At 59.8% G+C, this 25,851-nt stretch carries 28 protein-coding genes and 2 tRNA genes; 11 read left to right on the top strand and 19 right to left on the bottom strand.

Features of this window, described 5'->3' with window-relative positions; all coding sequences use genetic code 11:
* Nucleotides 1–8: 8 nt before the first annotated feature.
* Nucleotides 9–680, bottom strand: coding sequence for a ribose-5-phosphate isomerase RpiA (gene rpiA / locus B9Z47_RS15060; RefSeq protein WP_108332066.1), 672 nt, complete (start codon nt 678–680; stop codon nt 9–11).
* Nucleotides 681–786: 106 nt separating this feature from the next.
* On the opposite strand from rpiA, the gene B9Z47_RS15055 reads away from it, so the two are divergent.
* A complete protein-coding gene (locus B9Z47_RS15055) occupies nt 787–1,830 on the top strand; it encodes a quinone-dependent dihydroorotate dehydrogenase (RefSeq protein ID WP_108332033.1) in 1,044 nt (347 codons plus the stop codon).
* A 17-nt stretch (nt 1,831–1,847) separates the two neighbouring features.
* On the top strand, nt 1,848–2,183 hold the full coding sequence (locus tag B9Z47_RS15050; RefSeq protein ID WP_158271701.1) for a lipase secretion chaperone: 336 nt from the start codon (nt 1,848–1,850) through the stop codon (nt 2,181–2,183).
* A gap of 27 nt (nt 2,184–2,210) precedes the next feature.
* Here the strand turns inward: B9Z47_RS15050 and B9Z47_RS15045 are convergent, their stop codons facing one another.
* From B9Z47_RS15045 to B9Z47_RS15035, 3 genes are read right to left on the bottom strand one after another with little or no spacing between them, the layout of a single operon-like run.
* A complete protein-coding gene (locus tag B9Z47_RS15045; RefSeq protein ID WP_108332031.1) occupies nt 2,211–2,498 on the bottom strand; it encodes a BrnA antitoxin family protein in 288 nt (95 codons plus the stop codon).
* Nucleotides 2,488–2,775 carry a BrnT family toxin gene (locus B9Z47_RS15040; RefSeq protein WP_233253833.1) on the bottom strand — a complete coding sequence of 96 codons (288 nt, stop codon included), beginning with the start codon at nt 2,773–2,775 and terminating at the stop codon, nt 2,488–2,490. The genes B9Z47_RS15045 and B9Z47_RS15040 overlap by 11 nt, the downstream gene beginning before the upstream one ends.
* A gap of 43 nt (nt 2,776–2,818) precedes the next feature.
* Nucleotides 2,819–3,940: an NAD(P)/FAD-dependent oxidoreductase gene (locus tag B9Z47_RS15035; protein ID WP_108332064.1), complete on the bottom strand. Its 1,122-nt coding sequence runs from the start codon at nt 3,938–3,940 to the stop codon at nt 2,819–2,821.
* 170 nt (nt 3,941–4,110) lie between these two features.
* On the opposite strand from B9Z47_RS15035, the gene B9Z47_RS15030 reads away from it, so the two are divergent.
* Nucleotides 4,111–4,872 carry an SDR family NAD(P)-dependent oxidoreductase gene (locus tag B9Z47_RS15030; protein WP_108332030.1) on the top strand — a complete coding sequence of 254 codons (762 nt, stop codon included), beginning with the start codon at nt 4,111–4,113 and terminating at the stop codon, nt 4,870–4,872.
* Nucleotides 4,873–4,925: 53 nt separating this feature from the next.
* On the opposite strand, the gene B9Z47_RS15025 is transcribed toward B9Z47_RS15030, so the two are convergent.
* Complete coding sequence (locus B9Z47_RS15025; RefSeq protein WP_108332063.1) at nt 4,926–5,333, bottom strand: heme-binding protein; 408 nt, start codon at nt 5,331–5,333, stop codon at nt 4,926–4,928.
* A gap of 184 nt (nt 5,334–5,517) precedes the next feature.
* Between B9Z47_RS15025 and B9Z47_RS15020 the strand changes: the two genes are divergently transcribed.
* Nucleotides 5,518–6,213 (top strand): Bax inhibitor-1/YccA family protein, encoded by a 696-nt coding sequence (locus tag B9Z47_RS15020; RefSeq protein WP_108332029.1) that lies wholly within the window; start codon nt 5,518–5,520, stop codon nt 6,211–6,213.
* 91 nt (nt 6,214–6,304) lie between these two features.
* Here B9Z47_RS15020 and rlmD read toward each other — a convergent pair whose 3' ends face one another.
* The 5 genes from rlmD to surE form a co-directional block, all read right to left on the bottom strand.
* Nucleotides 6,305–7,741: a 23S rRNA (uracil(1939)-C(5))-methyltransferase RlmD gene (gene rlmD, locus B9Z47_RS15015; RefSeq protein WP_108332028.1), complete on the bottom strand. Its 1,437-nt coding sequence runs from the start codon at nt 7,739–7,741 to the stop codon at nt 6,305–6,307.
* A gap of 65 nt (nt 7,742–7,806) precedes the next feature.
* Complete coding sequence (locus B9Z47_RS15010) at nt 7,807–8,592, bottom strand: 3'-5' exonuclease (protein WP_108332027.1); 786 nt, start codon at nt 8,590–8,592, stop codon at nt 7,807–7,809.
* A gap of 43 nt (nt 8,593–8,635) precedes the next feature.
* A complete protein-coding gene (locus B9Z47_RS15005; protein WP_108332026.1) occupies nt 8,636–9,451 on the bottom strand; it encodes a peptidoglycan DD-metalloendopeptidase family protein in 816 nt (271 codons plus the stop codon).
* A 13-nt stretch (nt 9,452–9,464) separates the two neighbouring features.
* Nucleotides 9,465–10,310 (bottom strand): protein-L-isoaspartate(D-aspartate) O-methyltransferase, encoded by an 846-nt coding sequence (locus B9Z47_RS15000; protein WP_369912401.1) that lies wholly within the window; start codon nt 10,308–10,310, stop codon nt 9,465–9,467.
* The gene (gene surE, locus B9Z47_RS14995; RefSeq protein WP_108332024.1) at nt 10,307–11,077 is read right to left on the bottom strand and encodes a 5'/3'-nucleotidase SurE; all 771 of its coding nucleotides are present in this window, start codon (nt 11,075–11,077) and stop codon (nt 10,307–10,309) included. The genes B9Z47_RS15000 and surE overlap by 4 nt, the downstream gene beginning before the upstream one ends.
* A gap of 165 nt (nt 11,078–11,242) precedes the next feature.
* Between surE and B9Z47_RS14990 the strand changes: the two genes are divergently transcribed.
* On the top strand, nt 11,243–12,217 hold the full coding sequence (locus B9Z47_RS14990; protein WP_108332023.1) for an NADPH:quinone oxidoreductase family protein: 975 nt from the start codon (nt 11,243–11,245) through the stop codon (nt 12,215–12,217).
* 190 nt (nt 12,218–12,407) lie between these two features.
* On the opposite strand, the gene B9Z47_RS14985 is transcribed toward B9Z47_RS14990, so the two are convergent.
* The 5 genes from B9Z47_RS14985 to B9Z47_RS14965 form a co-directional block, all read right to left on the bottom strand.
* Nucleotides 12,408–12,483, bottom strand: a tRNA-His gene (locus tag B9Z47_RS14985).
* Nucleotides 12,484–12,540: 57 nt separating this feature from the next.
* Nucleotides 12,541–14,454: a SurA N-terminal domain-containing protein gene (locus tag B9Z47_RS14980; RefSeq protein ID WP_108332022.1), complete on the bottom strand. Its 1,914-nt coding sequence runs from the start codon at nt 14,452–14,454 to the stop codon at nt 12,541–12,543.
* A gap of 61 nt (nt 14,455–14,515) precedes the next feature.
* Nucleotides 14,516–14,591 (bottom strand) — tRNA-Val (locus tag B9Z47_RS14975).
* A 12-nt stretch (nt 14,592–14,603) separates the two neighbouring features.
* Complete coding sequence (locus tag B9Z47_RS14970; protein WP_108332021.1) at nt 14,604–14,876, bottom strand: HU family DNA-binding protein; 273 nt, start codon at nt 14,874–14,876, stop codon at nt 14,604–14,606.
* A gap of 255 nt (nt 14,877–15,131) precedes the next feature.
* The gene (locus B9Z47_RS14965; RefSeq protein ID WP_108332020.1) at nt 15,132–16,220 is read right to left on the bottom strand and encodes a tartrate dehydrogenase; all 1,089 of its coding nucleotides are present in this window, start codon (nt 16,218–16,220) and stop codon (nt 15,132–15,134) included.
* A 96-nt stretch (nt 16,221–16,316) separates the two neighbouring features.
* On the opposite strand from B9Z47_RS14965, the gene B9Z47_RS14960 reads away from it, so the two are divergent.
* A complete protein-coding gene (locus tag B9Z47_RS14960) occupies nt 16,317–17,306 on the top strand; it encodes a LysR family transcriptional regulator (protein WP_233253832.1) in 990 nt (329 codons plus the stop codon).
* On the opposite strand, the gene B9Z47_RS14955 is transcribed toward B9Z47_RS14960, so the two are convergent.
* Genes B9Z47_RS14955 through uvrC form a run of 3 tightly spaced genes read right to left on the bottom strand, consistent with a single transcriptional unit; the run spans nt 17,257 to nt 20,720 of the window.
* Nucleotides 17,257–18,168, bottom strand: a complete 912-nt coding sequence (locus tag B9Z47_RS14955) for a DMT family transporter (RefSeq protein WP_108332018.1) — start codon at nt 18,166–18,168, stop codon at nt 17,257–17,259. The genes B9Z47_RS14960 and B9Z47_RS14955 overlap by 50 nt on opposite strands.
* Nucleotides 18,165–18,734, bottom strand: coding sequence for a CDP-diacylglycerol--glycerol-3-phosphate 3-phosphatidyltransferase (gene pgsA, locus B9Z47_RS14950; RefSeq protein WP_108332062.1), 570 nt, complete (start codon nt 18,732–18,734; stop codon nt 18,165–18,167). The genes B9Z47_RS14955 and pgsA overlap by 4 nt, the downstream gene beginning before the upstream one ends.
* 54 nt (nt 18,735–18,788) lie before the next feature.
* Complete coding sequence (uvrC, locus tag B9Z47_RS14945) at nt 18,789–20,720, bottom strand: excinuclease ABC subunit UvrC (RefSeq protein ID WP_108332017.1); 1,932 nt, start codon at nt 20,718–20,720, stop codon at nt 18,789–18,791.
* 125 nt (nt 20,721–20,845) lie between these two features.
* Between uvrC and earP the strand changes: the two genes are divergently transcribed.
* From earP to B9Z47_RS14920, 5 genes are all read left to right on the top strand, one after another.
* A complete protein-coding gene (gene earP, locus B9Z47_RS14940; RefSeq protein WP_108332016.1) occupies nt 20,846–21,958 on the top strand; it encodes an elongation factor P maturation arginine rhamnosyltransferase EarP in 1,113 nt (370 codons plus the stop codon).
* Nucleotides 21,959–21,967: 9 nt separating this feature from the next.
* Nucleotides 21,968–22,450, top strand: a complete 483-nt coding sequence (locus B9Z47_RS14935) for a YeeE/YedE family protein (RefSeq protein ID WP_108332015.1) — start codon at nt 21,968–21,970, stop codon at nt 22,448–22,450.
* Nucleotides 22,447–22,881 (top strand): DUF6691 family protein, encoded by a 435-nt coding sequence (locus B9Z47_RS14930; RefSeq protein ID WP_108332014.1) that lies wholly within the window; start codon nt 22,447–22,449, stop codon nt 22,879–22,881. The genes B9Z47_RS14935 and B9Z47_RS14930 overlap by 4 nt, the downstream gene beginning before the upstream one ends.
* Before the next feature lie 96 nt (nt 22,882–22,977).
* Nucleotides 22,978–23,532: an elongation factor P gene (gene efp, locus B9Z47_RS14925; RefSeq protein ID WP_062404128.1), complete on the top strand. Its 555-nt coding sequence runs from the start codon at nt 22,978–22,980 to the stop codon at nt 23,530–23,532.
* A 121-nt stretch (nt 23,533–23,653) separates the two neighbouring features.
* Nucleotides 23,654–24,538: a TIGR00730 family Rossman fold protein gene (locus B9Z47_RS14920; RefSeq protein WP_108332061.1), complete on the top strand. Its 885-nt coding sequence runs from the start codon at nt 23,654–23,656 to the stop codon at nt 24,536–24,538.
* A 119-nt stretch (nt 24,539–24,657) separates the two neighbouring features.
* On the opposite strand, the gene B9Z47_RS14915 is transcribed toward B9Z47_RS14920, so the two are convergent.
* Nucleotides 24,658–25,836: an MFS transporter gene (locus tag B9Z47_RS14915; RefSeq protein ID WP_108332013.1), complete on the bottom strand. Its 1,179-nt coding sequence runs from the start codon at nt 25,834–25,836 to the stop codon at nt 24,658–24,660.
* Nucleotides 25,837–25,851: the final 15 nt, after the last annotated feature.

Raw genomic sequence — 25,851 nt, 5'->3', positions numbered from 1 at the left:
ACCCAGCGTCAGAAATTCAATGTTTTGACGCCTTCAGACGTGCCCAACAAGCACACCTGGGCTTTTTGCAGGGCAAACACGCCCACCGTCACCACGCCGGGCCATTGGCTGACTTCGGTCTCAAACGCCACCGGATCGGTGATCTTCAAGCCCTTCACGTCAACGATGTGTTGGCCGTTGTCGGTCACCAGCGGCTGGCCGTCTTTTTGGCGCACCACGGCGCTGCCGCCCATGGCCGCAAACTGGCGCATCACGCGGGCCGTAGCCATCGGGATGACCTCGACCGGCAGCGGGAAAGCGCCCAGGGCGTCGACCAATTTGCTCTCGTCCGCAATGCAGACAAACTGTTTGGACTGAGCCGCCACAATTTTTTCGCGGGTCAATGCCGCGCCACCGCCCTTGACCATGTGGCCCTGGTGGTCGATCTCGTCGGCACCATCGATGTAGACCGACAGGCTCTCGACCTCGTTGCTGTCAAACACCGGAATGCCCAAGGCCTTGAGCCGCACTGTGGAGGCTTCGGAGCTGGACACTGCGCCCTTGATCTGGTCTTTCATGGTGGCCAGCGCGTCGATGAATTTGTTCACCGTGGAGCCGGTGCCCACGCCGACGATCTCGCCGGGAACAACGTATTTCAGGGCGGCCTGGCCCACCAGGGCTTTGAGTTCGTCTTGGGTCATGAAAAGGGTCAGTTGGAAGGAGAAAAAAGCGCGGTGCTGGGTTTGCGACAATCGGGGCAACCGTTTTCAACGCATTCACCACGCTCTCGCAGACCGGAATTATCCAATGTCCCTGATCCCCTACGCCCTGGTTCGCCCGTTTTTGTTCAAGATGGACCCCGAAGAGGCCCACGAACTGACCATCGACGGCCTGGCCCGCACCCAAAACACCCCGCTGGACCGCGTTTACCGCCAGCCCTTTGTGGCGCAGCCGGTCACGCTGGCGGGTCTGCATTTCCCCAACCGTGTGGGCCTGGCCGCCGGGCTCGACAAAAACGCCCGCTGCATCGATGGCCTGGGGGCCATGGGTTTTGGCTTTGTCGAGGTCGGCACCGTGACGCCCAAAGCGCAGCCGGGCAACCCCAAGCCCCGCATGTTCCGCCTGCCCGAAGCCAACGCGCTGATCAACCGTCTGGGTTTCAACAACGACGGACTCGACGCCTTCATCGCCAACGTCAAGCGCTCCAAATTCCGCCAGCAAGGACGCCTGCTGGGCCTGAACATCGGCAAAAACGCCGCCACGCCCATAGAGAACGCCACAGACGACTATTTGATCGCGCTGGCTGGCGTCTACCCACACGCTGACTACGTGACGGTGAACATCTCCAGCCCCAACACCAAGAACCTGCGCGCCCTGCAAAGCGACGAAGCGCTCGACGGCCTGTTGGGTGCGCTGGTGGCGCGACGCGAAGAGCTGGCCGCACAGCATGGCCGTCGCGTGCCCATGTTCCTCAAAATCGCGCCCGATCTGGACGAAACCCAAGTGGGCGTGATCGCCGCCACCTTGCAAAAACACGGCATGGACGGCGTGATCGCCACCAACACCACACTGGCGCGCGACGCCGTGAGCGGCTTGGCGCATGCCGAAGAAATGGGCGGCCTCTCAGGTGCCCCCGTGTTGGAAGGCAGCAACCGCGTGATCCGCCAGCTGCGTGCCGCTTTGGGCAAGGACTTCCCCATCATCGGCGTGGGTGGCATCCTGAGCGGACACGACGCGATCTCCAAAATAGAAGCCGGGGCCGATGTGGTGCAGATTTACACCGGCCTGATTTACAAAGGCCCGGCGCTGGTCACCGAAGTAGCCAGCGCCTTGCAGCAGATGAAGCGCTGAGCGCTCTGCAAGCGAATTTGCCAGCGCAGGTCAAAGCCGAGCTCGATGCCCCAAGGCAGGTGCTGTTGTTGCAACATAAGGTGGAGCAACTGCGCGAACAAGGTGCCAGCGACGACGAGATTTACCGACTGCGCGCCCAGACCGTCAACCCCGAAGCAGCCGCCCGACTGGCCGAGCTGGACCGGGAAGAAGCTGCTTGGAAAAACCGCATCGCCCAGTACCAGGTGGCACGGCAACAAATTTTGCAATCCGGCGACAGCGCAGCGCAGCAACAAGCGGCCTTGCAACAACTGCAAATGCGTCAGTTTTCAGCCCAGGAGCGGCCCCGGTTGACGGCTTATGAGGGGCCGTGAAATAACAACCCCAACCTGACGCATGGCTCAACCAGCCGGGTGTTCCGCTAAATAACAGCGCAACGCCTGATTGATGCGCGTTTGCCAGCCTTGGCCCTGTGCACGAAACGCCTCCAGGATGTCTTTGTCCAGTCGAATGGCCACCTGCTCCTTGATGCCACTGCCTGCAGGCCGCCCACGCTTGCGGGCCATGACAAGGCCCTGGGCCAACTCGCTGGCAGTGGCAGGACGGTCGTCCTCGTCCTGCCCATCCCAGACATAAGGCGCAAGCCGCTCACTGACCTTCAACGCCTTGATCACTTCTTTACGGCTCATTGCATTCATTTTCAATCCAGACAAGGTACGCCTCTCTTTCTGCCGTGCTGGCACACCGGAAACTGATCACCCGATAACTGCTATCACGCTGCGTATGGACGACGGTCAAAACAGCCAGAAAACCCATGGCATAGGACATGGACAGGATTCGCTGTTCACCGTTTCGGATGACAGAGATGTCCCACCGAAAGCGCGAATCCAGCACTTCGAGCGAATGCACAAAATCCAGTCCATGTTTGGCCAGATTGATTTGCCGCTTGGCCTCATCCCAGTTCAATCGGATGTCCATTTAATTAATGTAGATGCAAATAATAAAACCGTCAAGTCAAAAGACTTCGTACATGTGCCGCCAGCGCCAGCGAGCTGGTGAGGCCCGGCGACTCGATGCCCAGCAGGTTGACCAGCCCGGGCACGCTGTGGTCAGCGGGTCCCTGGACCATGAAGTCGGCAGCCGCCTCGTGCGGGCCACTGATCTTGGGACGCATGCCGGCATAACCCGGCTGCAAAGCGCCATCGGGCAAATCGGACCAATAACGGCGGACCTCGGCATAAAAAGCCTCCCCTCGCCGGGGGTCGACCTGCAGATCGGCTGGGTCATCCACCCATTGCACATCCGGGCCAAATTTGGCCTGACCGCCCAAATCGAGCGTCAGGTGCACGCCCAACCCGGCCGCTTCGGGCACCGGGTAAATCAGGCGCGAAAACGGGGCCTTGCCCGCCAGCGTGAAGTAGCTGCCTTTGGCGAAATACGCCCGGGGAAACGCTTGCGCCAGCAGGTTGGGGGCCAGCCCGTCCATGCCGCGCGCCAGCGCCACGGCGTTCAGGCCTGCCGCATTGACCAGCACTTTGCAAGCCAACTCGGTGCCGTCTTGCGTGGTCACGCGAATGGGGTGCGTGGCCGTGCCGTGCCGAAGGCCCATGTGCTGCACCGGCGAGACCAGCGCCAGCAACCCCCCTGCGTTTTCCATGTCGCCTTGCAAGGCGAGCATCAAGCCATGGCTGTCCACCACGCCCGTGCTGGGCGAAAGCAAGGCCGCTTCGCAGGCCAGTGCAGGTTCCAGCGCTTTCGCCTCGGCGGCGCTGAGTTTTTGCAAGTCGTGCACGCCGTTGGCCGCAGCCTTGGCCAGGATGCCGTCCAGCGCCTGCACCTGCTCGGGGCGGGTGGCCACAATCAGCTTGCCCAGGCGCTGGTGCGCCACGCCGCGCTCGGCGCAATAGGCGTAAAGCATGCCCTTACCCTGCACACACAGGCGCGCCTTGAGCGAGCCGGCCGGGTAATAAATGCCCGCGTGGATGACCTCGCTGTTGCGCGAGCTGGTGCCGGTGCCGATGGCGTTTTCCGACTCGAGCACCATCACCTCGCCCCCGGTCAGCGCCAATTCACGCCCCACGGCCAGGCCCACCACCCCGGCCCCGATCACGACAGTATCGATTTGTTCCATGGCCCGCATTGTGGCGCAGGCTTTGGCATTTTTTAGGCGCTTGCCTGCAAGCGATGGAGCCATCGCCAGCGGGGCAGGCTCCTGCCACTGCGTTGGAGATGACGCCAGCAAGACAGACGCGTGCACCGCACACGGGCAGACTGCCAGGCATTCAACAAGGAGACCGTTTCATGTCGTTGTTCAATCTCAAAGGCAAAGTCGCCATCGTCACGGGCTCCAGCCGGGGCATTGGCCGTTCGATTGCCCTGCAGTTGGCCAAGCAAGGCGCCAAAGTCGTCGTGTCCAGCCGCAAGCAAGACGCCTGCGAAGTGGTGGTCAAGGAAATCCAGGCCGCAGGAGGTGAGGCGATGGCGGTGGCCGCCAGCATCTCCAGCAAAGAGCAGCTGGAAAACCTGATCCACCAAACCCGCGCCGCCTGGGGCAGCATCGACATTCTGGTGTGCAACGCCGCCACCAACCCCTACTACGGGCCAGCCACGGGCATGAGCGATGAAGTGTTTGACAAGGTCATGCGCAACAACGTGCTGTCCAACGCCTGGCTTTGCAACATGGTCTATCCGGACATGAAGGCCCAAAAAGACGGGGCCATCGTGATCGTGTCATCGATTGGCGGGCTGCACGGTTCTTCGGTCATCGGGGCCTACAACCTGTCCAAAGCCGCCGACATGCAACTGGCGCGCAACCTGGCGGTCGAATGGGGCCCGGACAACATCCGCGTGAACTGCATCGCCCCGGGCCTGATCAAGACCGACTTTGCGAAAGCCCTGCACGAAGACCCGGTGCTGAGCGCCAAATACAACAGCCAGGCCCCCTTGCGCCGCATGGGCGAGCCCGACGACATCGGCGGCATCGCCGTGTTTTTGGCGAGCCCGGCCGGGCAGTACGTCACGGGGCAAACCATCGTGGCCGATGGGGGGATGATGATCCGCTGACGAGATCGCGCAGGGTTGCACCTCGCAGGAGTTGCCCCCTCTGCGCCCCAGCATCAAAGCCCGATGGCAGCGATACCCGCTTTGGCAATCTGGGCGTCTTCGTTCGACTTGACACCGCTCACGCCCACCGCGCCCAGGCAGAAGCCGTCTTTCATGATCGGAACGCCACCTTCGAGCATGCCTTTGATGGTGGGGGCCGACAGGAACGAGGTCCGGCCGCCATTGATGACGTCTTCGTAGCCCTTGGTCTCGCGGCGACCTAAAGCGGCTGTGTTGGCCTTGGCAGGCGCGATGTGCGAAGAAACGGGGGCTGCACCATCGAGCCGCGCAAAGTGCAGCAAATGGCCGCCTGCGTCGACGATGGCGATGCTCACCGCCCAGTTGTTCTTGAGGGCTTCGGCTTCGGCCGCAGCGGCAATGGCTTTGACATCGGAGAGTTCGAGGCTGGCTTGGGTTTTCATGGTGTTTTGAAAGTTGGTTTGAAAAAAAGCAAGGATACACGGGCCGGGCAGCGCCATTGCACACCCCTGCGCAAAACTGATTCACCCGGATAACCCCATGACAGCGCGGACATTGGGGGTGGCAGGCAGCCTCACTCTACAATGCAATGGCCCTGAAATCAGGGTTTGAACAGGAGAGACAACCATGAGCGACCTTCGCACTTTGAACACCACAGACTGGGGCCACGGCACCGATCTGGCCACACGCAACCGCGTGCTGCGCAACACCTATTGGCTGCTGGCCCTGAGCCTGCTGCCCACCGTTTTGGGCGCCTGGCTGGGCGTGAGCACCGGCATCACCCGCTCGCTGTCTGGCGGCGTAGGCCTGGTGGTCTTCATGGCCGGTGCCTTCGGCTTCATGTTCGCCATCGAGAAAACCAAAAATTCGGCAGCGGGTGTGCCCGTGTTGCTGGCCTTCACCTTCTTCATGGGCCTGATGCTCTCTCGCATGATCGCCATGGTGCTGGGCTTCAAGAACGGTGCCGACCTGGTGATGACCGCCTTTGCGGGCACAGCAGGCGTGTTCTTCGTCATGGCCAGCCTGGCCAGCACCATCAAACGTGACCTGTCGGGCATGTCCAAGTGGCTGTTTGTCGGAGCTTTGGCCATCATGATCGGCGGCATCATCAATGTGTTTGTCGGCTCCACCGTGGGCATGATGGTGATCTCGGTCATGGCCATCGGCATCTTCAGCGCTTACATGCTGTATGACCTTAAACAGATCATCGACGGCGGCGAGACCAACTACATCAGCGCCACACTGGCCCTGTACATGGACATCTTCAATGTGTTCCAGAGCCTGCTGGCTTTGTTGGGCATCATGGGTGGCGAACGCGACTGACCTGCGTTGCACATCCCCCCAACAACAAAGGCTCCCTCGGGAGCCTTTGTTGTTGGCGCAGGACAAGCGGCCCGCACCTGATTCAGAAGCATCAGGCCAACTCAAACACCGCCATGCTCTCCACATGCGCGGTGTGCGCGAACATGTTGATCACACCCGCGGCCACGCAGCGGTAACCCGCACGGTGCACCAGCAGCCCAGCATCCCGGGCCAGCGTCGCCGGGTTGCAACTGACGTACACAATGCGTTGCGGCGGTGTCCAGCCCTGCCGCAGGTCCTGGTTTTCGTGCAACTCGGCCAGCGCCTTGCTCAGAGCAAACGCGCCTTCACGCGGCGGATCCACCAGCCACTTGTCGGCGGTGCCATCGGCCACCAGCATCTCGGGCGTCATCTCAAACAAATTGCGCGCCACAAACTGCGTGGGGGCCAGGGTCTGGCCCTCGGGCCGGGTGGCCTGGTTGCGGGCGTAGTTGTCGCGTGAACGGGCCACCAGGGTCTCGGCCCCTTCAATGCCGAGCACCTGCCCCGCTTGTGTGGCGAGCGGCAAGGTGAAGTTGCCCAGGCCGCAAAACCAGTCAATCACCCGCTCGGTCTTTTGCGCTTGCAGCAAGCGCAGCGCACGGGCCACCAGCACGCGGTTGATGAAGGGATTGACCTGGGTGAAGTCGGTGGGCCTGAAAGGCATGGTGATGCCAAAGTCGGGCAGGCCGTAACTGAGCTGCACCCCACCCTCGTCCAGCAAATGCACCGTGTCCGGGCCTTTGGGCTGCAGCCACCACTGCACTTGGTGCTCGGCGGCAAATGCCCGCAGCAGGGCTTTGTCGCCCTCGCTCAAGGGCTCCAGGTGGCGCAGCACCAAAGCCGTGACCTCATCGCCGCAGGCCAGCTCCAGCTGGGGCAAGGTTTCGCGGGCATCCATCTGGCCGATCAAGGCGCGCAAAGGCAGCAACATGCGGCTGACATGGGGCGGCAGAACCGGGCAGACCTTCATGTCGGCGATGTAGCGGCTTTTGCGCTCGTGAAAGCCGATCAGCACTTCGCCTTTTTTGATCACATAGCGCACCGACAAGCGGGCGCGGTAACGGTAGCCCCAGGTCGGCCCTTCGATGGGGCGCAGCATGGTTTCAGCTTTGACTTTGCCCAGGTGCCACAGGTTGTCTTCCAGCACGCGTTGCTTGATGGCCACCTGGGCCGAAGCCTCCAAATGCTGCATCTTGCAGCCGCCGCAGGCCCCTGCATGCAGGCCGAAATGCGGGCAGCCCGGCCGCACACGCTGGGAAGACTCGTGGTGGATCTGGGTGACGGTGCCCTGCTCCCAGTTGTTTTTTTTGCGATGCACATTGACCGAGACCAACTCGAAAGGCAAAGCGCCTTCGATGAAAACAACTTTGCCGTCAGGTCGGCGGGCGATGCCCTGGGCATCCATGTCCAGAGAGCCGACGCGCAGCCAGCCCTCGGGCAGGTCGGCGCTGGAGTGGCTGGGGTCGTCGGCGTGGGCTTGGGATAGGGAAATGTCGGGTTCGCTCATCCCCCAATTGTCTCAGGATGTGAGGCCCGCCTTGAGGGCCCAGCACACAGTTTCGCAGGGAAACTTCAATTCCAGGCTTGCAGGTATTCCTGCCAGTGCGGCTCTTGCGGGGCCAAGTTGCCCAACTCGTCTTGGACAAAGGCGATTTCCTGCGCGTACTCGGCCTCGGTGAAGCCGCCGCGCATTTTCTGAAAGCGGCAGTACAGCAAATAGGTGTTCATCACATCGGTTTCGCAGTAGCGCCGGATGTCTTCGGTGTTCCCCGCCTGGAACTGCGCATAGACCTGCGCGCCATCCATGCCCAGCTTGCCGGGAAAACCGCACAGCTTGGCCAGCGCGTCCATGGGCGCATTGTTTTTGGGCGTGTATTTGGCCAGCAGGTCCATCAGATCCAGGTGTCGCATGTGGTAGCGCGAGATGTAGTTGTTCCACTTGAACTCGCGGTCATCGTCACCGAGGTCCCAGTACTTGTCGGCCACCACACCGTGCATCAGGCCCCGGTAATGAAGCACCGGCAAATCGAAACCACTGCCGTTCCAGCTGACCAGCTGGGGGGCATGTTTTTCGATGGCCTGGAAAAAGCTCTGCACCACCTTGGCTTCGCTTTGGCCATCGCGGTCCACAAAGGAATGCACCCGCAAGCCCTCGGCATTGCGAAACACGCAGCTGATGCACAGGATGCGCTGCAGGTACAGGGGCATGAAGTCGCTTTTATTTTCTGCGGCCCGATCAGCCTGCCACTGCGCATGCAATTGGGCATCGGTCACATCGGCAGGCCCCGGACTCAAGCGACGCCAGCCGGCCATGTCCGGGATGGTTTCGATGTCAAAAACCAGGACAGGCCAGGGCATCGGAAAGATTGACCAGACGAACGAACAAGCTTGCCTGCGTGCGTTAGCGCGCAGGAAGGTACTTGGCAGGATCGACCGGTTTACCCTGACGACGAATTTCGAAATGCAGCTTCACGCGATCGGCATCGGTTTTGCCCATTTCAGCGATTTTCTGGCCTTTGCGCACTTTTTGATCCTCCTTGACCAGCAAGGCCTGGTTGTGGGCATACGCCGTCAAAAAGGTGTTGTTGTGTTTGAGGATGATCAAATTGCCATAGCCTCGCAATCCAGAGCCCGCGTAGACCACCTGACCATCCGCTGCAGCGAGTACCGGATCTCCGGCTTGTCCAGCGATATCGAGACCCTTGTTTTTGGCTTCGCTGAAGCCACTGATCAGGCTGCCGCTGGCAGGCCAGACAAAGCCAAGCCCCTCGTCGTTGGCTGCGGCAGGCGGCTGCACGGCTGGCGAAGTGGCCGGCTTCACCTCCGCAGCGTTGCCAATGGGCTGCACCACGACACCAGAAGCCTCCACAGTGGCACTCGGCGGAACCACGCGCAAAACCTGCCCGATCTCGATCTGGTGGGGATTGGGCAGGTTGTTCCAGCGCATCAAGTCTCGCCAGGACTGCCCATTGTCCAAGGCAATTCGTGTCAGGGTCTCGCCCTTTTGGACGGTGTAATAACCAGGTTTTCCTGCGTTTTCGGCACCCGGGAGCAATTTTGCGTTTTCGGTCACAGCGGTGGTATCTGCAGGGGCCACGCGCACGCCGGGCATGCGATTTTCAACCGGTGCAGGCGCACGCGGCGAGGACGTACAACCCGCCAAAACCAAGGCCGCCAGGCAACCGCTGAACAAACGTGAAAAGTCAGGAAGAATCATCCGGGGTGTTCCATCAAGCAATGCCTGATTTTAGAGGGACAAAGTGCACAGCTTCCAAAATTTGCCGCTCAAAGCCTTGTGATGTTTTGTGGATCACCACCAAGGCCTGCTGCCCCGATGCCGTGACCGTGGGTGCCACCAAACGCCCCCCCTCGGCCAGCTGCGCCATCCAGCTTGCGGGAACGTCATCGCCTCCGGCTGCGGAAATGATGCCAGCGTAGGGAGCCCCCTTCGGAAAACCTTGCATGCCATCGCCAAAAATCAGGTGCACGTTGGGCAATCGGAACGGCAACAGATGGCCTTTGGCTTTTTCATGCAAGCCGCGCAACCGCTCAATGCTGTAGACCTCGGTCGCAACATGGCTGAGCACGGCCGCCTGGTAGCCGCACCCGGTGCCAATTTCCAGGACACGTCCCAATCGCCCACTGGCCCCTTGCCGAAGCAACTCGATCATGCGAGCGACCACATTGGGCTTGGAGATGGTTTGCCCCAAACCAATGGGCAAACTGGTGTCCTCGTAGGCCTGATTGGCCAGTGCGCTTTCAACAAATCGGTGGCGCTCCACCCGCCCCATTGCCTGCAAAACCAAAGGATCTTGAATACCCTGTGCCGCCAGTTGGCTCACCATGCGCGCACGCACGGCACTGGAGTCCAGGCCCAAACCCGTTGACGCCGGAATGTTCTGCATTGCCGCAGGCGTCAACGGTGCGCGCGATCGAACCGGGCCAACGCCCAAACGAACAGGTTGAGCACGCGCAGTTTGAACCGTTCCCGAATTAGAAAACGCAGACCGCCCACGGGCATTGTCGGCAGGCTCCGAAGGGGGCAACCGGGCGGGAAATCTAGGGCGCTGATTCATGCCACAACTTGCCGCGACAAGTGGCTGCAGGTTTGCATCCACGCCTGCAGGTGATCGTGATCGGTCAAATCAACCTTCAAAGGCGTGACCACCACATGCCCCTGCCCTGCCGCGTGAAAATCGGTGCCCTGACTGTCGTCCATGGCCGGGCCTGCATTGCCGATCCAATACATGGTCTGACCCCGGGGATCGACTTGGGTGATCACGGGCTCGGCCGCATGACGACGCCCCAGCCGACACACTTGAGGCGGCTTGATCTGATCAAAGGGCAAATTGGGAATGTTCACATTCAGCAACCAGGGGCGCGTTTGCAGCGAGGCATTTGCCATCATTTGCTGCACCAGGTTTTTAACGGTCAAGGCTGCGGCATCCAGGTGGGCCCAGCCTTTGTCGATCTGGGACACCGCAATAGCGGGAATACCGAACAAGTAGCCCTCCATCGCAGCCCCCACGGTGCCGGAATACAGGGTGTCATCGCCCATGTTGGCGCCGTTGTTGATCCCCGAAATCACCAAATCGGGGCGATAGCCCAAAAGACCTGTCAAAGCGATGTGCACGCAATCGGCCGGCGTGCCATTGACGTAACGAAATCCATTGTCTGCACGGTGCACATAAAGCGGTGTGTGCAGCGTCAGCGCATTGGATTTGGCACTGTTGTTGTGCTCAGGGGCTACCACCTCCACGTCCGCTACGGCCTTCAAAGCGTTGAACAGCGCCACAATCCCGTCAGCGCGGAAACCATCGTCATTGGAAATCAAAATTTTCATGAGGGCCTCATTGGAGGGATCATTGTAGGACGCACGAACATGACCTGGCCCGCGCCTGATCTTGCCGCGCTTTGCACGACCGGTCGCTCGGGGGACATGGCGCACCACGCACCCTTGCCTAAGATCAAAGCCACAAAACGACACCCCTTGAATCGGAGAATATAGATGCACGCTTGGCTTTGCGAGAACCCCGTGGGCGTTGACGCCCTGAGCTGGAAAGAACTCCCCACACCCACACCGGGTCCCGGTCAAGTGCTGATTCAAATTCAGGCAGCCAGTCTGAATTTTCCGGACTTGCTGATTGTTCAGAACAAATACCAGATGAAACCGGAACTGCCTTTTGTACCGGGCTCCGAATACGCTGGCGTGGTCCAGGCCATCGGTGAGGGCGTCACACAACTGAAAGTCGGCCAAAGTGTGGCCTGCCTGTCAGGCACTGGCGGCTTTGGCACCCACACCCTGGCACCCGCCAAGCTGTGCATGCCCTTGCCAGAAGGTTTTCCCGCCACCGATGGGGCCGCGTTCATCATGACCTACGCCACATCGCACCACGCGCTGGTGGACCGTGCTGCACTGAAAGCAGGTGAAACCGTGCTGGTGCTGGGCGCTGCCGGCGGCGTGGGCACTGCGGCCATCCAGATCGCCAAGGCCATGGGCGCCAAAGTGATCGCAGCGGCATCCACCGATGAAAAATGTGCGCTGTGCACCCAGCTGGGGGCCGACGAAACCATCAACTACAGCCGCGAGAATTTGCGCGAAGCCCTGAAAGCCCTGACCGATGGGCGCGGTCCCGATGTCATTTACGACCCTGTGGGGGGAGAGCTGGCCGAACCGGCCTTCCGCTCCATCGCTTGGCGCGGCCGCTATCTGGTCGTGGGTTTTGCAGGTGGCCCCATTCCCTCCTTGCCCCTGAATTTGCCGCTGCTCAAAGGCGCTTCGCTGGTGGGTGTGTTCTGGGGCGACTACGCCCGACGCGAACCGCAAGCTAACGCGGCCATGATGGCCGAACTGGGCCAATGGTATGGCCAAGGCAAGATCAAGCCGGTGCTCGACCGCACCATGCCCATGAGTGAGCTCAAAGCCGCCTACGCCCTGATGGGCTCGCGCAGTGTCAAAGGCAAACTGGTGATGGTGAACTGACGCCCCCATTGAGATCGGCAGAGGGGGCCTTCAATTGAGAGAGCACCCCTGCCACCCACGCGACATGCGAATCAGCACCGGGCGGATCGAGCGCTTGGGGTCAGGACAACGGCGTGCGTTCATGCTGGGCACACCACAATAAAAAGATATAAAAAAAGCCCTTCCAGTTTAGGAAGGGCTTTTTCAATTTTGGGGTGGCTGATGGGGCTCGAACCCACGACAACAGGAATCACAATCCTGGACTCTACCAACTGAGCTACAGCCACCGCGAAGCCATGATTATAACCTCAAGATCAAGCGTTTTACGAAGGACGGGGGATGATTTATGAAGCCGCGACGGCTTTGGGTTTGGAGACCAAAATTTCAGCCTTGAATTGCGACTTGAGGTGTGACAAGTAAGCTGCTGCCTCTGCACTGCCCAGCAAACGTGCAAATTGCTGGCGGCTTTGCGCATGCTGCTGGGGATTGGGCTCTTCGCGAGTCACCAGTTTGTTCACCCGAACCACGGCGTAGCCTTGCTGTCCCAGCTCAACGCCTAAAAGCACGGGCATGCGGGCAGGGTCTGCGCGTAAAACAGCATCCATGACGGCTTGCGGCTGGCCTTGCGGCTGATCGCGCGAAACAACCAAACTGGCCCCAAGCTGAGCTTGTGCCGGCTGGTTTTTCCAGTCGACCCATCGCGCCTGGCCTTCAGCTTTGGCCATGCTCAGTGCTTGGTCCTTCACATACTGGGTACGAACTTCGTCTTTGACCTCAGCAAAAGGGCGCAAGGCAGCGGGTCGGTGTTGGATCACGCGAGCAGATACCAAAGTGTTGCTGCTCACCTCAAGTGCGGCCGTGTTGCGGCGCTTGCTGATGGCGTCTTCAGCAAAAACGGCATCCAAAATTTTGGGACTGGACAACAAGCCTTGTTGTGTTGCCTGGGAGCGCGTCAAGCCTTGAGCCTGCTGAACCGTCAGCTTGAGCTTTTCCGCCACAGGTTTGAACGTATCGGCCTGTTCATAAACACTGTTGCTGAAAGTTTCGGCAAACTCCGCAAACTGTCTTTTGGCTTGTTGTTGACGCAGGTCGGCCACCAACTGGGGCCGCATAGACTCCAGCGTCGGGGCCACAGCCGCTTTGACGTCGGTCAATTGAATGATGTGGAAACCGAACTCAGACTCGACAACCGAGCTGATCTCACCCTGTTTCAATTCAAAAGCGACATCTTCAAATGCCTTGACCATGGCGCCTTTGGCAAAGAAATCAAGATCGCCGCCTTTGCTGGCTGACCCTGTATCGTCCGAATTCTTACGGGCCAAATCAGCAAAAGCTTTGGGATCTTTGAGCAAACTGGCCAGCAAGGCTTCGGCTTTGAGTTTGGCTTTTTCACGTTCTGCGGCAGGCGCATCTTTGGCCGCGTTGATCAGAATATGACTGGCTCTGCGCTGCTCTTTGCCTGCGAGTCGCTGCAAGTTCTGTTCATAATAAGTTTTGATGTCCTGCTCAGACAATGTGATGCTTTTTTCAAGGGATGCGGCATCCAGAACCAAATACTCAATGTCCACCGATTCCAGCGAACGGAAACGGTCTGATTGGGCTTGGTAATACTTTTCCAGATCAGCCTCGCCCGGCTGCACTTTGGCTACAAAATTGGCGGGCTCAAAGCGTTGCATCTGAATTTCACGACGTTGCAAATAAGCTTGCAAGGCACCATCGCTTTGTCGTTGAGAGGCCACTGCAGACGCCTGAAGCACAGACAAAACCTGCTGGTTGGACAAATCACGACGCACTTGCTCTTCCAGCATCTGAGGGGTCATGCCCTGACTGGCAGCCATTTGACGGTATCGGTCCATGTCGAGTTTGCCGTCTGCTCCACGCAAACCGGCAATCGAGGGGTCACGTTGCAAATAATTGGCCAATCGCTGATCACTGGTCACAAGCAATTGCTTTTGAGCGGCAACAGCAATCAAACGGTCATTGACCATGCGCTCCAACGTGGCGTAACGCGCCTCGTCTGAGCCCAGCAATTTGGCATCCAAATTGGGCATGGATGCACGCATCCGGTCCACTTCGCGTTGATGCGCGGCGTCCCACTCCTGTTGGCTGATTTCTTGACCATCCACCTTGGCCACCACGGCACCCTTGGCATCCCGCTGGTTATAGCCATCGATACCAAACAGAACGAACGAGGGAATGATCAACAAGGCCAACAACCCCATCAGGATCTTGGAGTTGTTGCGGATGGTGTCAAACATGGTCAAGGTCTCAGGTTATCAACAAAAAAGGCGAACATGACGTTCGCCTTTGATCAAGAGGTGGTGGGTGCTGACGGTCTCGAACCGCCGACCTACTCCGTGTAAAGGAGCCGCTCTACCAACTGAGCTAAGCACCCTCTCAATATGAATCAGTTCAAAGCGTCCTTCAGACCCTTGCCTGGGCGGAACTTTGGCACATTGGCTTTCTTGATTTTAATCGCAGCGCCGGTGCGTGGGTTACGGCCGGTACGAGCAGCACGCTTGCCCACAGCAAAAGTTCCGAAACCGACCAAGGAAACAGTGCCACCTTTTTTCAAAGTGATACGCACGGCACCCAGCGTGGCTTCCAATGCACGGCCAGCCGCAGCTTTGGACAAGTCAGCTTGCTTGGCAATGTGTTCGATCAATTCTGTTTTGTTCACAAAAAACCTCTGGTTATGAATGTCGGAAAAACCGACGATTGGACTGAGATTCGAATCAACAGACCATGCATGTTGATTCACTTTGTTCAGGCAGTGAATACCCAAATCGATTAAAGCCAGACCCGTCTGGTCTGTCAATCACATCCACTCAGCGTCCAATAGGCGTTGGATTCTAGCCTTGAATTTCCAGCAAGTCCGAAACTGGCCAAGATTTTTTAGCCCACTTTCGTGCTCACCGCGTCACCCCTCAAGCCTTTACAACACCTCGGCAATGGCGCGACCGATGTCTGCGGTTTTGGCCGTGCCCCCCAGATCCGGTGTTCGTGGCGCGCCGCTGCCCGGTGCCAGTACTTTTTCAATGGCCGTCAAAACCGCATCGTGTGCCGCCTTGTGGCCCAGGAATTCCAACATCATGGCACCGCACCAAATTTGACCGATCGGGTTGGCAATGCCTTGCCCTGCGATGTCTGGGGCCGAGCCATGCACAGGTTCAAACAGCGAGGGGAACTTGCGGTCGGGGTTGAGGTTGGCGCTGGGCGCAATGCCAATGGTGCCCGTGCAGGCAGGCCCCAAATCACTGAGGATGTCGCCAAACAAATTGCTGGCCACCACCACGTCAAAAAAGTCTGGGCGCTGCACGAAATGCGCGGTGAGGATGTCGATGTGGAACTTGTCCACGTTGATGCCAGGGTAGGCCTTGGCCATCTCAGCCACACGCTCGTCCCAATAAGGCATGGTGATGGCAATGCCGTTGGATTTGGTGGCACTGGTCAGGTGTTTTTTGGGTCGGGTCTGGGCCAGTTCGAAAGCGAACTTCAAAACACGATCCACGCCGATGCGGCTCATGATGGACTCCTGCATCACGATTTCGCGATCGGTGCCGGAGAACATCCGCCCCCCCACGCTGGAATATTCGCCTTCGGTGTTTTCCCGGACGATGTACATGTCGATTTCACCAGGCAGACGGGGGCTGCCATCACGACGCACCACAGGCGCAATGATGCCGGGCATCAAGCGTGCGGGGCGCAAATTGATGTATTGGTCGAATTCCCGACGAAACAAAAGCAAAGAACCCCACAAGGAGACATGGTCAGCAATTTTGTCTGGCCAGCCCACCGCACCAAAATAAAGCGCATCGTGGCCGCCAATCTGGTCCTTCCAATCATCAGGCAGCATCTTGCCGTGCCGTTCGCAATAGTCCCAGCTTGAAAAGTCAAAGTGATCAAATTGCAAGTCGATACCGAATTTCCGAGAAACGGCATCCATCACCCGCAGCCCTTCGGGCATGACCTCCTTGCCAATACCGTCTCCAGCAATGACGGCGATGCGGTGCTTTGGGCTCATGTGTACTCCTGTGGGATTGAAACAGTGGGATAGCTCCAAGCTTAAAGGGCTTCCGGGAAATAATATGGCAATTCATTATTTCCAAGGAGGCAACAATTGAACTCTGTTTTGAACCGCGCCGATCTGGAACTTGTTGTGGCCATTCGGCAACATGGAAGCTTGGCCAAAGCAGCGCAATCACTCCAACTGGCCCCCCCTGTGGTGACCAAACGCCTGTCCGCACTCGAAGCTGGACTTGGCTTGCAACTGTTCCAGCGCACGACCCGGCGTGTGAGCCCAACCACCGAGGGCCACACCTTGTGTGAGCGTGCCACGCAATTGCTGCGCAACTTCTGCGCGATCGAAGAGGAGTTGCGCGAACACCAAAGCGAGCCCTCTGGCCCAGTCCGCATGGTCTGCAGTTTTGGCTTTGGTCGTCTGTGGCTGGGGCCATTGCTGGCCGAGTTCCAGCAGCGCTATCCCGCGGTGCGCATCGAACTGCAACTGAGCGAACAGCTGCCCAATCTGGCCGGTGAAGGTTTTGACGCCGCCATCTGGTTATGGAACCCGCCCGCCCACATCGCAGCCGAATGGATATCACGCAAGCTGGTGACCAACCAGCGGGTGCTGGTGGCCGCCCCCGGCTACCTGCAGCGGCATGGCACACCTCGCACACTGGACGAGCTGGTCACGCACGCCTGTCTGGTGGTCAGGGAAAACGGAGGGGATACGGGCCAAGGTCAGCACTTTGACCAATGGCAGCTGCAAGAAGGTTCAAGCCGGACACGACACCTGCGGGTGCAAGGCCCGCTTTCCAGCAATTCGGGCGAAATGGTGCGCGACTGGTGCATGGCGGGCTACGGCATCATGCTGCGCAGCTTGTGGGACATCGCCCCGCAAATGGCCTCAGGCCAGCTGGTGCGGGTGTTGCCGGACTGCGCCATGCACGACGCAGACATTCACTGGCTGGCACCTTACCGCACGCAAATGCCCTGGCGTCTGCGGCTGCTGCAAGAGTTTCTGACCTCTCGGCTGCGTGAAGAACCCTGGAAGTCGGTCAACTCGGCCGAGCAGGTCGCACCACCAAGCTCACCCCCAGCGCCGTAAGGGCCGTTCCACCCAAGGTGGCAGCGGTGATGGTCTCCCCAAACAGAAGCCAGGCGATGATGGCTGTGGTGGGGGGCACCATGTACATCAGGCTGGTCACTGACGCGGCAGCACCGCGCTGGATCAGCATGTAAAGCAAAGAGCTGCCGCCCAAGGTCAGCCCCAGCACCGACCAGGCCATGGCACCGACCAACTCGGCATTCCATCGCATGGCCTCTGGCTCTGCCCAAGCCAGCGGCACGGTCACGGCGAACGCCGCCAACAGCTGAACCGCGTTGGCCGAACGCACATCGCAAGGCTGCACAAAGCGTTTTTGGTAAAGCGTGCCGATGGTGATGCTCAGCAGCGCCCCGATGGCAAAGGCCATGTTGACGGGCGTGACGTGATCCATGGGTGAGCCCAAAGTGAGCTTGCGCCAGACCACCATGAGCAGGCCCGCAAAACCCAGCAACAAGCCCAACCACTGGCGGCGCGACACGCCCGGTTGGTCCGAGCCGCGCAAGCTGTAAGACAACCAAATGGCGGTGAGCACCGGCTGAAAGCCCACGATCAGGGACGACAAACCCGAGCCCATGCCCGCCTTCACCGCAGCCCACACGCCGCCCAGGTAGCCCGCATGCATCAAGATGCCCGTGACCGCCAGGTGCAGCCACTGCGACCGACTTTGCGGCCACTTGACGCGGGCCAGCACAATCCAGGGCAAAAAACACAAAATGGAGAGCAGGTAGCGCACCAGCAAAAAACTGAACGGCGGCGCATGCGGCATGCCGTAACGGGCGACGATGAAACCGGTGCTCCAGATCAGCACGAACACGACGGGCATGGCCTTGATCCAGGCCGTGGTTTCTTGAGAATCGGTCATTTCACCCGTGCCCGGATTTCAGGCAGGGCCTTTTGCATGTAATAAACCATGGACCAGATGGTCAGCACGGCCGCGATCAAGATCAACACCGCGCCCCAAATGCGGGTATCGATCACGCCAAACAACATGCCGTCGTAAAGCAGGAATGGAATGGCCACCATCTGCACTGTGGTCTTGAGCTTGCCCACCATGTGCACCGCCACACTCTTACCCGCGCCAATCTGGGCCATCCACTCGCGCAGCGAAGAAATGGCAATCTCGCGGCCGATGATGACCAAGGCAATCAGCACATGCACCCGGTTCATGTGCACCAAAATCAGCAAGGCCGCACACACCAAAAACTTGTCGGCCACCGGGTCTAAAAAGGCACCAAAAGCCGAGGTCTGGTTGAGCTTGCGGGCCAGATAACCATCCAGCCAGTCGGTGATGGCAAAGAGCACGAACATGACCGTGGCGATCATGTTTTGGGTTTCCACCGTCAGGCTCTGCAGGTAATACACGCCAATGATCAAAGGGATCGCGACAATGCGCGTCCAGGTCATGATGGTGGGAATCGTGAAAAACATGGGCTTCATTGTGGCACGCCAAACGGGGTTTTCGTGGGCTGATGGGCCAAGAACTCAATGCAGGGCGTTGTAAATGCTCTCGGCCAACTCGCGTGAAATGCCCTCCACGCCCAGCAGGTCTTCCACGCTGGCGCTTTCCACGCCGCGCACACCCCCAAAACGCTGGAGCAATTTGGCCCGTTTGCGCGGGCCGATGCCGGGGATCTCCTCGATTTTGCTGCCGCCCATGCGCACCTTGGCCCGCTGCGCCCGCATGCCGGTGATGGCAAAGCGGTGTGCCTCGTCACGTATTTGGGCCACCAGCATGAGGGCGGCCGAATCCTTGCCCAAATAGACCTTCTCGCGGCCATCGGCAAACACCAGCTCTTCCAGACCTACCTTGCGGCCTTCCCCCTTTTCGACGCCCACGATGCGTGACAAATCCAGACCCAATTGGGTAAACACCTCTTTGGCCATCGAGACCTGGCCCTTGCCGCCGTCAATCAGCACCAGATCGGGCAAGCGGGCGGTGCCTTCGGCGCTGCGCAAAGCCTCGGCCAGTTTGCCGTAGCGGCGCATCAGCACCTGGCGCATGGCGGCGTAATCGTCGCCGGGCGTGATGCCCTCGATGTTGTAGCGGCGGTATTCGCTGCTTTGCATCTTGTGCTGACGAAACACCACGCAAGAGGCCTGGGTGTTCTCGCCCGCCGTGTGCGAAATGTCAAAACACTCAATGTGCAACGCATCCAGTTCGTCAGGGGCCAAATCAAGTGCGTCGGCCAGCGCCCGGGTGCGGGCCTGCTGAGAGCCTTCTTCGGCCAAAAGCCGGGCCAACTGGATGTCGGCGTTTTTCTCGCTCATCTCTAACCACACCCTGCGCTGCTCACGCGGGTTGTGCACGGCAGCGATCTTGTAGCCGGCTTGCTGCGACAGCGCTGCAACCAAGCCTTTGTCCACCGCCACGCTGGTGATCAGGGCCGCAGGCACCGGAATGCCGATGTAATGCTGCGCCATGAAAGCTTCGAGCACCTGAACCTCCACCGGCACTTGGGTTTGGCCATCGTCCTCGACCGACTGCAGGGCATGGGCGTCTTCCACATGGGCCGGAAAGTACGCTCGGTCCCCCAAATGCCGCCCGCCACGCACCATGGCCAGGTTGACGCAGGCACGCCCGCCCTGCACCCGCACCGCCAGAATGTCCACATCGGTGTCGGTGCCCGTGTCCACCGACTGCTGGTGCAGCACCCGGGACAGCGCCGTCATCTGATTGCGCACCTCGGCGGCCTGCTCAAACGCCAGCCGCTCGGCGTGCGCCATCATCCGCGCTTCCATCTCTTGCAACAACGCTTGGGTTTCGCCCTTCAAAAAGCGCTCGGCGTGTTGCACATCGTCGGCATAGGCCTGCGGGCTGATCAAATTGACGCACGGGCCCGAGCAACGCTTGATTTGGTACAGCAAGCAAGGCCGGGTGCGGTTGGCAAACACCGTGTCTTCGCAGGTGCGCAGGCGAAACACCTTTTGCAATAGCTGGATCGACTCTTTCACCGCCCAGGCACTGGGAAACGGTCCAAAGTAGCGGTGTTTTTTTTCGACCGAACCCCGGTAATACGCCACGCGTGGAAAGGTCTGCGGCTCGGGCGCGCCGTCCACAGCCTTCAAAAACAGCGTGCCGTTGCCCGTGAGCTTGAGGTAGGGATAGGTCTTGTCGTCCCTGAACAAGATGTTGAAGCGCGGGCTCAGCGTCTTGATCAGGTTGTTTTCGAGCAGCAGCGCCTCGGCCTCGGAGCGCACCACCGTGGTCTCCATGCGGGCGATCTTGCTCACCATGTGACCGATGCGCGTGCCGCCGTGGTCTTTCTGGAAATAGCTGGACACGCGCTTCTTGAGCTGCTTGGCCTTGCCGACATACAGCACGTTGCCTTGCGCATCAAAATAACGGTAAACCCCCGGCAAAGCCGGAAGCGCAGCCACCTGGGCCAGCAAGGATTCGTCGTGTTCAGCCATCATGGCGCGTATTGTGGCGGCAAAACAAAGCCTTGGTTTGAGCTGCAAGCCTGCGCAACATCCTTGAAGTGGGAGCGAGCCCCTGCGGCCACAAGTTCGGTCGGTTTCAGCCAAGCGACAATCCACGCATGCCAAGCAAGCCACTCTGGGACATTTTTTGCACCGTCATCGACAACCACGGCGACTTGGGCGTGTGCTGGCGGCTGGCCCGTCAACTCGCCGATGCTGGGCAATCGGTGCGCTTGTGGGTAGACGACGCCTCGGCCCTGGCCTGGATGGCCCCGGACCATTTACGCTGTCAAGTACCCAACATTCAAGTACTGCCCTGGGCAGCCGCCAGCCAAAACGACGTGCTGCAAAACCTGCCGCCAGCCGACGTCTGGATCGAAGCCTTTGGATGCACCCTGCCCGAAGCCTTTGTGGCACATGCTGTGAACACGCGTCCAAAGCAACCCGTCTGGATCAACCTCGAATACCTGAGCGCCGAAAGCTGGGTGCCCCGCATGCACGGCCTGCCCTCGCCCGTGATGAGCGGCCCCGCCAAGGGCTGGACCAAGACATTCTTTTATCCCGGCTTCGCACCCGACACAGGTGGCCTGCTGCGTGAAACCGACCTGCTGGCCCGGCAAAAACGCTTTGACCGCGCTGCCTGGCGAACGCAACACGCACCTGACCTGGCACCGGGTGGCCTGCTGATCAGCCTGTTCTGCTACGAACCCGCCGCCCTGCCCCAACTGCTGACGCAACTGGTGGGCACACCCCACCACCTGCTCGTCACCCCCGGCCGCCCACTGGCGGCTGTGCAGCAAGCACTGGCAGGCATGCCTGTTCAACCCCACTGGAGCGCCCTGCCTTACACAAGCCAAGACGGCTTCGACGACATGCTCTGGGCCTGCGACCTCAACTTTGTGCGCGGCGAAGACTCACTGGTGCGCGCACTTTGGGCAGGCCAACCTTTCATCTGGCACATCTACCCCCAGGATGACAACGCGCACCACGCCAAACTCGAAGCGTTTTTGGATTGGATGCAAACGCCGCCAAGCCTGCGGCAGGCGCATCGGGTCTGGAATGGGATGGAAAACCCAGAACTGCCTACATTGGCAGCCAACAACCTGGGAACCTGGGCCACCTGTGCTCAGGCAGCCCTCGATCGCTTGTTGGCGCAAAAGCCACTCATCACGCAACTTCTTGCGTTTGTGCAAAACAATGACATCCAGGTCACCCCTTCACAGCCCCGATAATCCCGCCCCATGTCCCTCATCAATACCCTCTTCCCCCTCGGCTGGCAGCACTACCTGCTGGGCGGCCTGACGATTGGCGCTGGCGTGGCGCTGCTTTATTTGCTCAACGGCTGGGTCGGCGGCATGAGCACCGTCTTTTCCAGCAGCTGGTCCTTCGTATTCAAGCGTGACTTTTTTCGGCAAGCCCGCTTTTTGAACACCCGCAACTGGCGCTTGGTCTACGCCTTGGGCGTGGTGCTGGGCGCTTTGGTCTGGCGCTTTGCGCTGGCGGGCGGTGAGGCGCAGCACACCAGCGTGCCTGCGTGGCAACTGTTGGTGGGTGGTTTTCTGGTCGGTTATGGGGCCCGTCTGGGCAACGGCTGCACTTCGGGCCACGGCATTTGCGGGCTGGGCTCGCTGCAATTGCCTTCGCTGGGCGCGGTGCTGACCTTCATGGCCACAGCCTTTTTGACCGCCAACCTGATGGCCATCACCACGAAAGGTCTGGCATGAACACCGTGAATCCACACGCCCTCACCCTGCCCAAAGCGCTGGTCACCTTGTTGGCCGGGGCGCTGTTTGGCTTTGGTCTGTCGCTGGCCACCATGGTGCAACCCGAAGTTGTCCTCAGCTTCCTGCGCTTTCAAGACTGGGGGCTCATGTTGGTCATGGGCGGCGCGGCGGGCCTGGCCATGCTGGCTTACAAAGGCTTTCCGCGCTGGTTTGCCCGCCCCTTGCTGGGTGGTCAGTTCTTGACCCAGCCCGCCAGCTGGAACCGCCAAACCGTGATCGGCTCGGCCATTTTTGGCGTGGGCTGGGGGCTTTCGGGCGTGTGCCCCGGGCCGGCCATTGCGGCACTGGGCACGGGCAACACCGACATCCTGTGGGCTTTGGGCGGTATTGTGCTGGGCGGACTGGCGCATGGCCTGACGGCGCGGGATTGACTCTGCGCAGCCATCCACCCAAGAAAACCAAGCCTCGCAGGTTAGAATAGCAGGCTTGACCTCAGGTCACCCCTTTTCATTTCAGACTCAATTCCTATGAAAACCGCTCAAGAAATCCGCGTCGGCAACGTCATCATGCACGGCAAAGACCCCATGGTCGTCCTGCGCACCGAATACCAACGCGGTGGCCGCGGCTCGTCCACCGTGCGCATGAAGCTCAAAAGCCTGATCGCCAACTTCGGCACCGAAGTCGTGTTCCGCGCCGATGACAAGATGGACCAGGTCATTCTGGACAAGAAAGAGTGCACTTACTCGTATTTCGCTGACCCCATGTACGTTTGCATGGACACCGATTTCAACCAGTACGAAGTCGAAGCCACCAACATGGGCGACGCCCTGAACTACCTCGAAGACGGCATGGAACTCGAAGTGGTGTTCTACAACGAAAAAGCCATCTCGGTCGAATTGCCCACCAGCGTGGTGCGTGAGATCACCTGGACCGAGCCCGCTGTCAAAGGCGACACCTCGGGCAAAGTGCTCAAGCCCGCCAAGATCGCCACCGGCATGGAAGTGCCTGTGCCTTTGTTCGTGAGCCAAGGCGACAAGATCGAAATCGACACCCGCACTGGCGAATACCGCAAGCGCGTCTGATCGACAGATCAAGCCCTGATGAAAGCCCCGCAAGGGGCTTTTTTCATGGCCGAGACGATTCGTCTGTGTTTTTTGAAGATGGATGGCCATGGCCACAGAGCAGTCCATGCACAATGCCGCCATGCAATCCAGACAAGACCTCTTAGCCCCCTCGCTGCCCCACGCCTGGGCCGATCTACAAGCCGAAGCCAGCACCGCCGACTGGCTGGAACCCGAGGCCCACCGCCTGGCCTTTGCCGACCCCGAGTTTTTGTTACGCCGCGAAACCCGAGGCATTCGTTTTCAGCTGGAGATGCTCAAACCCGATTTGGCGCAAACCGAGGCCAAGATCGAGCACACCGTGGTGGTGTTCGGCAGTGCACGGTTCATGGACATGGAAAGCGCACAAGCGCGACTGCAGGCAGCACAGCAAAACGGCCTGGCGCAAGACATCGCCCGTGCCGAAACCGCCGTGCGCAATGCCCAGCATTACGAGAACGCCCGCGTCTTTTCACAGTTGGTGGCCAGGTCTTGCTCGTGCTTGCCCGACGAAGAAAAGTTGTTCATCTGCACGGGCGGCGGCCCCGGCATCATGGAAGCGGCCAACCGGGGGGCGCAAGAAGTCGGAGCGCCTTCGGTTGCCCTGAACATCGCCCTGCCCCACGAACAAAAGCCCAACCCTTACGTCACACCTGAACTGAGCTTCAAGTTCCATTACTTCGCGCTGCGCAAAATGCACTTCATGATGCGCGCCAAGGCTTTGGTCGCGTTTCCGGGTGGTTTTGGCACACTGGACGAACTGTTTGAAGTGATGACGCTGGTGCAAACGCGCAAATCGCGTCCGGTGCCGATTTTGCTGTTCGGCACCGACTTCTGGAAGCGTCTGATTGACATGGAACTGTTGGTGCAAGAAGGCACCATTTCCACCGAGGACCTGAAACTGTTTCATTATGTGGACACGCCACAAGCCGCATGGCAAACGATTTGCGATTTTTACCAATTGTCGGCTTCACCTGCGGCGGCCTGAGCAATCACCCAGGCCATTGGCCGATGTGGGTGAAGGGGAAAAACCAGGGTGCGCCATGGCTTCCCCCCACAACTGGCTCTGCACAAGCGACAAAGCACCGCTGCCCCCGGGCAGATCCTTTAGGGGTTGTGGACTTTGCCCGGGCGCAATCGCCATGCTGCGCGGGAACCCCAGCCCACGCTGACGCCGACCACCCAGAACACCGGGGCCACCCCGGCCACCGCACCGGCTGCGCCAAACAGCATGGGCATGAGCACACTGGATGCGTTGATGGTCATCAGGCGAAGGCCCAGCGCTTCGCCCTGCCGGTGCTGTGGCGTGATCTGGTGCATGGTGCTCATGATCATGGGTTGCACCGTGCCCAGCACCAACCCCAACAACACCGAACACATGCCCATGGCCCAGGCCGTAGGCATCAGGGGATAAATCACAAACAACAAGGCCGTACACGCCATGGCGGCGGTGATGATCTGGTGCTCGTGCAAATGGCGTGAAATCCAGGGCAAACACACACGAATGAAGGCTGCGGCCATGGCAAAAGCCCCCAGGATGGTGCCCACCACAGAGGCGCTGTAACCCCGCTCGTGACCCAGCACCGGCACCACAAAGGTATGCACATCCCAACAGGAAGACAGCAGCCAGTTGACGCCCAGCAAGCGCCGCATCATGGGTTGGGCCAGCAGATCCATGGCGCGTCGAGGCGTGGCGTTTTCAACGGCCTTTGGCGCATGCAACTCGGACACCGAACGAACCCAGAACCAGGTGCTCAAGGGCAACGCCGCCATCAGCAAAAAAGCCCAGCGAAAGCCTGTGACGTGTGCAGGCTCCGGCCCTGCAAAATCAATCAACAAGCCCGCCAGAACCGGCCCTAAAAAGTTGGAAATGGCCGGACCAATGGACAACCAGCTGAAAGCGGCACGCAACTGCACCGGATCTTTGGCCATGCGCCCCACATGGCGCTGCAACGCGATCACGGCCATGCCCGTAGCGCCCCCGGTGGCCAGTGCGCTGATGCACATGACCGGAAAGACCGGCCAAATGGCCGACACGCAGGCCCCTGCAGAAGAGACCCCAACGCTGATGAACAGGGGCTTTTTCAGGCCATGGCGATCGGCATAACGCCCTGCCGGCAACGCCAGAAACACCTGCGTGAGTGCAAACAAGGCCAGCAAAGCCCCCACGGCCATGGCGCTGTAACCCTGCTTGAGGGCCAGCAGTGGCGTGGCCATGCGCATGCCGGCCATGCAGGCGTGCAAGAAAATTTGCCCTGCAATCAGCCGTGTCAGTTCACGTTTCATGCCGTGGTCGTGGGA

Origin of the sequence: Limnohabitans sp. 2KL-1 (assembly GCF_003063435.1) — a bacterium.
In the GTDB taxonomy this organism is placed as follows: Bacteria; Pseudomonadota; Gammaproteobacteria; order Burkholderiales; family Burkholderiaceae_C; genus Limnohabitans_A.
The sequence above is the reverse complement of the archived record's forward strand: the minus strand, read 5'-3'. Positions and strand labels throughout refer to the sequence as shown.